This is a genomic window from Hansschlegelia beijingensis, assembly GCF_014196425.1.
In the GTDB taxonomy this organism is placed as follows: domain Bacteria; phylum Pseudomonadota; class Alphaproteobacteria; order Rhizobiales; family Methylopilaceae; genus Methylopila; species Methylopila beijingensis.
In genome coordinates this window covers 1-1180 of record NZ_JACIDR010000011.1, presented here as the reverse complement: position 1 = coordinate 1180, position 1180 = coordinate 1, and the positions used below count along the sequence as shown (strand labels likewise).

At 69.1% G+C, this 1180-nt stretch carries 2 protein-coding genes; both read right to left on the bottom strand.

Annotation, left to right across the window (positions count from 1 at the left end; genetic code table 11):
- On the bottom strand, window positions 1–373 hold a 373-nt coding region (locus GGR24_RS17725), incomplete at its 3' end, for a heme-dependent oxidative N-demethylase subunit alpha family protein (protein WP_246398664.1).
- 75 nt (window positions 374–448) lie between these two features.
- Window positions 449–1180: PDR/VanB family oxidoreductase (locus GGR24_RS17430; protein WP_183396680.1), on the bottom strand; the 732-nt coding region annotated here is incomplete at its 5' end.

Genomic DNA, 1180 nt, shown 5'->3' with positions numbered 1-1180 from the left:
GGCGGTTGACCCAATGCCAGCGGTCGCCGTCCCGGGTCAGCGTGAAGTGTTCGGGATAGTGCTTCGCCATCGACTCCATCAGGAGCTCGACCAGGTCCCATTCCGCGGTGATCATGTGCGGCAGCGACTGGCAGCGCAGCGGGTCTTCCTTCAGCACCAGCGCCCGGTCCTGCATCTCGGCGACGTAATGCTCGTCGATGTCGATCGGGAACTCGAACGCCGACTTCGGCGGCCCGGGCATGTGCTGCTCGATGTTGACCGCATACATGTACTCGTCCTTGTCGAACGGGAACGGAAAGCGGCGGATCGCCTCCGGCGAGTTCGAGAAGGTGAAGTCGTCGCGGAACGTCTCTGTCTTGAACTGGATCGTCATCGGGCGGCTCCGTTCAATCGGGCTTGTCGGCGAGGCGGGGCCGCGCGGGGGCGAGCGGGGCGAGCGGCCTGATCCTCACAGGTCCAGCACCAGCTCGCGGCCCCTGAGGCGCGAGACGCAGGTCATGATCTTCCCGCCCGAGGCCTTCTCGTCCTCGGTCAGGTAATGGTCGTTGTGGGCGAGCTCGCCGTCGGCCGACAGCACCGTCGTCTGGCACTGGCCGCAGGCCCCGCCGCGGCACAGGAAGGGCGCGTCGACCCCGGCCTCCTCGATCGCCTCCAGCAGGCTCTGATGCGGCCCGACCTCGACCGTGATCCCGGCCCGCGCCAGCACGGCCCGGAACGGGTCGCCGCCCGGGGGCGCGAGGAAGCGCTCGGAGTGCAGGTTCTCCGCCGGCCAGCCCGCCGCCCGGCCGCCCGCCAGGATCGCGTCGATCATGCCCTCCGGCCCGCACACGTAAAGATGCGTGCCGAGCGGCTGGTTGGGGAGGATCTCGTCGACCCGGATCACCTCCTGGCGGTCGTCGCGGTAAAGCCGGACCTTGTCGCCGTGCCGCGCCACAAGCTCCCCGGCGAACGCGCCATGCGCCTCGTCGCGCATCGCGTAGTGCAGCTCGTAGCGCTGGCTGCGGCTCCTGAGCTCCTCGGCCATCGCGTAGATCGGCGTGATCCCGACGCCGCCGGCGACCAGTATGTGCTTGCGCCCGGCGTGAACCAGCGGGAACAGGTTGACCGGCATGCTGATGACGAGCTCCGAGCCGACCCGCACCCGCTCATGCATGAAGATCGAGCCGCCGCGCGAGTTCGG